The 6,752-nt window shown below is 63.9% G+C and carries 6 protein-coding genes; 2 read left to right on the forward strand and 4 right to left on the reverse strand.

Annotated elements, in window-relative coordinates:
* Nucleotides 1-84: 84 nt before the first annotated feature.
* The 3 genes from G1E_RS25430 to G1E_RS25440 all read right to left on the reverse strand — a co-directional run bounded on the left by G1E_RS25430 (nt 85) and on the right by G1E_RS25440 (nt 3,801).
* On the reverse strand, nt 85-1,221 hold the full coding sequence (locus G1E_RS25430) for an NADH:flavin oxidoreductase/NADH oxidase (RefSeq protein ID WP_047150234.1): 1,137 nt from the start codon (nt 1,219-1,221) through the stop codon (nt 85-87).
* Between the two features lie 319 nt (nt 1,222-1,540).
* A complete protein-coding gene (gene recJ / locus G1E_RS25435; RefSeq protein ID WP_029886738.1) occupies nt 1,541-3,250 on the reverse strand; it encodes a single-stranded-DNA-specific exonuclease RecJ in 1,710 nt (569 codons plus the stop codon).
* 8 nt (nt 3,251-3,258) lie between these two features.
* Nucleotides 3,259-3,801 carry a YaeQ family protein gene (locus tag G1E_RS25440; protein WP_009683453.1) on the reverse strand — a complete coding sequence of 181 codons (543 nt, stop codon included), beginning with the start codon at nt 3,799-3,801 and terminating at the stop codon, nt 3,259-3,261.
* A 131-nt stretch (nt 3,802-3,932) separates the two neighbouring features.
* Here G1E_RS25440 and G1E_RS25445 point away from each other — a divergent pair, with 131 nt between their 5' ends.
* Together G1E_RS25445 and G1E_RS25450 are read left to right on the forward strand one after the other, a co-directional pair.
* Nucleotides 3,933-5,132 carry a CaiB/BaiF CoA-transferase family protein gene (locus G1E_RS25445; protein ID WP_009683452.1) on the forward strand — a complete coding sequence of 400 codons (1,200 nt, stop codon included), beginning with the start codon at nt 3,933-3,935 and terminating at the stop codon, nt 5,130-5,132.
* Nucleotides 5,133-5,152: 20 nt separating this feature from the next.
* Nucleotides 5,153-6,028 carry a TIGR02285 family protein gene (locus G1E_RS25450; RefSeq protein ID WP_047150235.1) on the forward strand — a complete coding sequence of 292 codons (876 nt, stop codon included), beginning with the start codon at nt 5,153-5,155 and terminating at the stop codon, nt 6,026-6,028.
* Between the two features lie 351 nt (nt 6,029-6,379).
* On the opposite strand, the gene G1E_RS25455 is transcribed toward G1E_RS25450, so the two are convergent.
* Nucleotides 6,380-6,661 carry a DUF3509 domain-containing protein gene (locus tag G1E_RS25455; RefSeq protein WP_009683450.1) on the reverse strand — a complete coding sequence of 94 codons (282 nt, stop codon included), beginning with the start codon at nt 6,659-6,661 and terminating at the stop codon, nt 6,380-6,382.
* Nucleotides 6,662-6,752 lie beyond the last annotated feature (91 nt).

Genomic DNA, 6,752 nt, shown 5'->3' on the forward strand with positions numbered 1-6,752 from the left:
TGTCGCGATGGGGCGCGCAGTGCCCCAGGTATTTTTCGTGGTTAGACTGAGGCCCTGTGGCCACACAAGGCCGCGCCTTCAGAATCAGTCGCGCAGATCCGACTCATGAATCGGGTTGGCCCGGCTGGTAGCGCGCTGGTACTGCGCCGGCCAGGTGGCCTTGTTACCGCCCAGGTCGTCGTCGGCATGCAGCGGCCAGTAAGGGTCGCGCAGCAGTTCGCGGGCAAGGAAGATGAGGTCGGCCTGGCCGGTACGCAGGATATGCTCGGCCTGCGCAGGTTCGGTGATCATGCCCACGGTGCCGGTGGCAATTTCTGACTCTTTGCGCACGCGCTCGGCGAAACGGGTCTGGTAGCCGGGGCCGGTGGGTATTTCGGCGTTGACCGAAGTGCCGCCAGAGGACACGTCGATCAAATCGACGCCCAGGTTACGCAGGCGCCGGGCCAGTTCGACGGTTTCATCCGGGTTCCAGCCGTCTTCTACCCAATCGGTTGCCGATACCCGCACGAACAGGGGCAATTCGGCAGGCCATACCTTGCGCACCGCTTCCACCACCTGCAGGGTCAGGCGGATGCGGTTTTCGAAGCAACTGCCGTATTCGTCACGCCGCTGGTTGCTCAGCGGTGACAGGAACTGGTGCAGCAGGTAGCCATGGGCGGCGTGAACCTCGAGCACTTTGAAGCCGGCCTGCAACGCGCGCTCGGCCGAGGCAACGAAGGCACCGACCACCTCCTGGATATCGCCCAAGGTCAGCTCGCGTGGCATTGTATGTTGCGGGTCGAAGGCAATCTTCGAGGGCCCCACCGGCTGCCAGCCACCCTCCTCGGGTTTGACGCTACCGTGCTTGCCCAGCCAGGGGCGGTAGGTACTGGCCTTGCGCCCGGCGTGCGCCAGCTGGATGCCGGGCACGGCGCCCTGGGCGGTGATGAAGCGGGTGATGCGTTGCAGCGGGGCGATCTGTGCGTCCTCCCACAACCCAAGGTCTTCGGCGGTGATGCGGCCATCGGCGGGGACCCCCCCCGCCCCCGGGGTNNCGGCGGTACCCGCCACGGCCTCGGTGATCACCAGGCCCGCGCCACCCACTGCGCGGCTGCCCAGGTGAACGAGGTGCCAGTCGTTGGCCAGGCCATCGGCTGCAGAATACTGGCACATCGGCGAAACGGCGATGCGGTTGGGCAACGTCAGTTGACGCAGGGTGTAAGGCTCGAGCAGCAGGCTCATGAGGGCACCTCCCAAGAACTCCAATGGTGATCCGGCCCGGACACTCAATAGCACGTCCCTGGCCTGGGTCCGGTCATACTTCAGACTAGACCAGAATGCCTGGGGGGAAGGTTCCATGGGATTTTGGGCAAGTTGTTTACAGACGCCTGTGGCCGGCCGCTTGGGCCTTGTAGGAGCGGCCTTGTGTCGCGATGGGCTGCAAGGCAGCCCCGGCAATTTGTGCAGCTGTGCTGAAAGCCTGGACTTGTGCATATGTGCTGACAACCTGGGGCTGCTTTGCAGCCCATCGCGACACAAGGCCGCTCCTACAGGGTTGCAGTCAACGCGGCTCCATGTGGGCAATCATCAACTGCACACTTTCATTGCCCCGAAACTCGTTCACATCCAGCTTGTACGCCAACTCGACCCAGCGCACCGTCGGGTTCGGCCATACGTCGCGGTCGATGCCGAAGGCAATGCCATCCAGCCGCACCGAGCCACACTCGCTCTTCAGCACCACTTTCAAGTGCCGTTCGCCCACCACGCGCTGCTCCACCAACTGGAACACGCCATGAAACAGCGGCTCAGGGAAATGCTGGCCCCATGGCCCGGCATTGCGTAGCGCCTTGGCCAGATCGAGGTGGAATTCTTCCACCGCCAGGCTGCCGTCGGACAGCAGGCGCCCGGTCAGGTCGTCTTCACGCAGCTGCCGCCGTACCTCTTCGTCGAAGGCCTCGGCAAAGGCCGGGAAATTTGCCTCTGGCAACGACAAGCCAGCGGCCATGGCGTGGCCGCCGAACTTGCTGATCAATTGCGGGTGGCGCGCCGCCACGGCATCCAGCGCATCGCGAATATGGAACCCTGGCACAGAACGCGCCGAGCCCTTCAGCATGCCAGCGCCTGCATCGGCGAAGGCAATGGTCGGCCGGTGGTAACGCTCCTTCAGCCGCGACGCCAGAATACCGATCACGCCCTGGTGCCAGTCGGCATCGAACAGGCACAAGCCGTAAGGCATCGACTCGACCGGCAGGTCCTTGAGCTGGGCCAGCGCCTCGCGCTGCATGCCTTGCTCGATGGACTTGCGGTCCTGGTTCAGGTCATCCAGCTGCTGCGCCATGTCCTGGGCCAGCGCCGGGTCTTCGCACAGCAGGCATTCGATGCCCAGGCTCATGTCGTCCAGGCGCCCGGCTGCATTCAGGCGTGGGCCAAGAATGAAACCCAGGTCGGTGGAGGTGATGCGCCGGTGATCGCGGCGGGCCACCTCAAGAATGGCCTTCAAGCCCGGGCGGGCACGGCCGGCACGGATGCGCTCCAGGCCCTGGTGCACCAGGATGCGGTTGTTGGCATCCAGCGGCACCACATCGGCCACGCTGCCCAGGGCGACCAGGTCGAGCAGTTCACCAATGTTCGGCTGGGGTTGTGTCGCGTAGCGGCCCAGGCTGCGCAACCGCGCGCGCAGGGCCATCAGCACATAGAAGATGACTCCGACCCCGGCCAGCGCCTTGCTCGGGAAGCTGCAACCCGGCTGGTTGGGGTTGATGATGGCGTCGGCATCGGGCAGTTGTTCGCCTGGCAAGTGATGGTCGGTCACCAGCACTTTCAGCCCAGCGGCCTTGGCAGCGGCCACCCCGTCGACGCTGGAAATGCCGTTGTCCACGGTAATCAGCAACTGCGGCTGGCGCTGCAGGGCAACTTCGACGATTTCAGGCGTCAGGCCGTAACCGTATTCAAAACGGTTGGGCACCAGGTAATCGACATGGGCTGCCCCCAACAAACGCAAGCCCAGCACCCCAACCGTACTTGCGGTGGCACCGTCGGCGTCGAAGTCGCCGACAATGAGAATGCGCTGGCGCTGGTCTATGGCAGCGACCAGCAGGTCGACGCCGGCCTCGATGCCCTTGAGCTGCTGATACGGCAGCAGCCGCGCAAGGCTTTTGTCCAGTTCGGCCTCGCTTTGCACGCCGCGTGCGGCATACAAACGGGTGAGCAAGGGTGGCAGGTTACCCAGAAAAGGCAGGGTCGCAGGCAGGGGGCGAGGTTCGATACGCATGGGTTGCTTCAGCCACGCTCACCCAGTAGCCACTGCAGTTGCACTTCGTGCTGGCCACGGTCGTCGGTAACGAAGACCGTACCTTCGCTGATCATCACATCCCACTTGATGGCGCGCGGCATGTCGGCGGCCAGGGTTTCCAGCACCTCCTGCGGCACTGCGGCGATGTTCAGGTTCTTGAGGTTCTTGACCGCGCTGACCACCTTGCCTTCCCACACGCGCAGGCTGCCATAGGCCAGCAGGCTGGTGCGTTCGGTGCGCCGCGAGCACCAGGTCAGGCGCTCGGCATCGGGTTGGCCCACTTCGATCCAGTGCAGCACGCGGTCGTCCAGGCTCTTTTCCCACAGTGCCGGCTCATCTACATCCGACAGGCCACGGCCGAACGACAGGTTCTCGTTGTACCAGAGCGCGTAGGCCAACAACCGCACCGCCATGCGCTCTTCGGTTTCCGAAGGGTGGCGCGCGATGGTCTGCTTGACGCTTTGGTAGACGTTACGGTCAAGATCGGTGAGATTCAGTTCGAACTTGTAGGTGGTGGACGGCTGGGCCATGGTCGACGGGCTTCGTGCAAAAGAAAAGTCGCACAGTCTAACCCATCCGCACTCGCCATGCGCCGCAGCAGTACCCCGCGCAACCGCCGTGTGATAAAACCACCGCTCTGCCCAACTGCCACGGATGCCCCATGTCGACGCCCAGCAAACCCCTCGCCGGCCTCAAAGTTGTCGAACTCGGCACACTGATCGCCGGGCCATTCGCCTCGCGCATCTGCGCCGAATTCGGTGCCGAGGTGGTCAAGGTCGAGTCGCCCGATGGCGGCGACCCGCTGCGCAAGTGGCGCAAGCTGTACGAAGGCACCTCCCTGTGGTGGTTCGTGCAGGCGCGCAACAAGCAGTCGCTGACCCTCAACCTGAAGCACCCCGAAGGCCGCGAGGTATTGCAAAGGCTGCTGGCCGACGCCGACATCCTGATCGAGAACTTCCGCCCGGGCGTGCTCGAAAAGCTTGGCCTGGGCTGGGATGTGCTGCATGCGCTCAACCCTGGGCTGGTCATGGTGCGCCTGTCGGGCTTTGGCCAGACCGGGCCAATGAAGGACCAACCAGGTTTTGGTGCCGTAGGCGAGTCGATGGGCGGCCTGCGCTACATCACCGGCTTCGACGACCGGCCACCGGTGCGCACCGGCATTTCGATCGGCGACTCGATCGCCGCCTTGTGGGGCGTTATCGGTGCGCTGATGGCGCTGCGCCACCGGGAGGTCAACGGCGGCCAGGGCCAGGTGGTGGACGTAGCGCTGTACGAAGCCATCTTCGCCATGATGGAAAGCATGGTCCCGGAATTCGATGTATTCGGTTTTATCCGTGAACGCACCGGCAACATCATGCCCGGCATTACCCCCTCCTCCATCCACACCAGCGCCGACGGCAAGCATGTACAGATCGGCGCCAACGGCGATGCAATCTTCAAGCGCTTCATGCAGGCCATCGGGCGTGCCGACCTGGCTGACGACCCAAGCTTGGCCAGCAACGATGGCCGCGACCTTCGCCGGGATGAGCTGTACGGGGTGATCGACCGCTGGGCCAACAGCCTGCCACTGGAAACGCTGATGCAGGTGCTGACCGCCGCCGAGGTCCCGGCCAGCCGGATCTACTCCGCCGAGGACATGTTCAGCGACCCGCAGTACCTGGCTCGGGAAATGTTCCTGCAGGCCAAGCTGCCCGACGGCAAGCCATTCAAGATGCCTGGCATCGTGCCCAAGCTGTCGGAAACCCCAGGTTCCAGCGAATGGGTGGGCCCGGCCCTTGGCGAGCACACCGAGGCACTGCTGGCCAGCCTTGGCTATGACGCGGCGGCGATCGCCAGCCTGCGCGCCGCAGGCACGGTCTGAACCAGGCGCAGCCCGGCCGCATGCGCGCCGCCCGCCGCCTACGCCCGCTGGTCCTGCTTTGCGGGCTGATGGCCGCATTGCTGCTGCACCCTGCCAGTGCCAAGGAACGCCTGTTCTGGCTGGTGCGTGACCTGCCGCCATTCACCATTTTCGACGGCCCGGAGCAAGGCCGAGGGGTAATCGACCAACTGCTGCCCCTGTTGATTGCGCAGATGCCCGAATACGACCACACCATCCAGCGCGTCAACCGTGCCCGCGGAATCCAGATGCTGCAGGACCGCAACACCTTCACCTGCGACCCGACGCTGCTGTGGACACCCCAACGTGAGGAATATGTGCAGTTCTCCCTGCCCTACCTGGGCGTGCTCAGTGGCGGCCTGGTGGGCCGCAAGGAAAGCCAGGCACTGGTGGCCCCCTATCTGCAGGGCCAGCAGGTAGACCTGCATGGCCTGCTGAGCAAAACCGCACTGAAACTCGGGGTGGTTGCCGAACGCAGTTATGGCCTGCAGATCGACAGCATTTTGCGCCAGCTGCCAGACACTGTGCTCAGCCGCCATTACGGTAACGAAGCCACCGCCAACCTGCTGCAGATGCAGCAGTTGGGGCGCCTGCGCCTGGTGCTCGGCTACTGGCCTGAGGTGCGTTACCTGATCCAGCAGCAAGGCGCCGCGCTGGCCGATTATCAGTTTTATCCAGTGCAGGGGGTGGAGCGCTACCAGTTTCTGCACGTGGGGTGCTCGGACAGCGAACTGGGGCGCGCTGCAGTGGCGCATATCGACCAGTTGCTGCCTGCGTTGCGACGGGACGTGCTGCCTGGGCTGTATGCCCACTGGCTGGATCCGGTCTCGCGCAGAAACTACCTGGAAGAAAGCCAGCGTTTCTTCGAAGCCCATTAAACGCCTACACCGGCTATCGCCGGCGAGCCAGCTCCCAGAGAAAAATGCATAACTTATTGATTTAGCGGGGACTGTGTGGGAGCGGGCATGCCCGCGAAAAATCCAGCGCGGTGGCTGGCACCGGCTACGCCGGTGTTCGCGGGCACGCCCGCTCCCACACAGGCCGCGTCGCACTTACGAATTGAGTCAGCGGCGCGACAGGGCCGGTAGAGAACCCAGAAAAAAGAAACCCCGGGCGCTGGGGAAGGACGCCCGGGGTCAAGCGAAAGCCCTTGAGGACTTCCCGTGGCAGTTTTGCCAGCGCCGGAGCAAAGCGCTGGCTGGCTGCCCCTACTGTGTCAGATGAATCCTTTAGGCAAAGGTTCCCTGCGGTTGCTGGCGTTGTTGCAGCGCAGCGATCACGCAAGGCTGCAGCCGCCCCTCGGCTATCTGCAGGTCACGGTGCAAACCATCCACCAGGTCGATCAACAGGCGGTGTTCCTGTAACTGGCGTTCACTGACAGTGCGCTGCAAGGTCACCCCCGTGAGGCCGCCTTGAACCGTGAGCTGGCGATTACCGTTGGCATCGGCAACGCCGAGGTGGGTCTGATAAGGGCTCAGTGCATCGTTGAGCAGGCTGCAGATTCTTTCCATCCGGTTCACTCGCTGCATGGTGGGATATAGAGCAACTGACCCGCGGGCACAGCGGAAAGTTCGCCTTGCTATGGCCGTTGTCGATGCCGCG

The organism is Pseudomonas sp. TJI-51 (genome assembly GCF_000190455.2).
Taxonomy (GTDB): Bacteria; Pseudomonadota; Gammaproteobacteria; order Pseudomonadales; family Pseudomonadaceae; genus Aquipseudomonas; species Aquipseudomonas juntendi.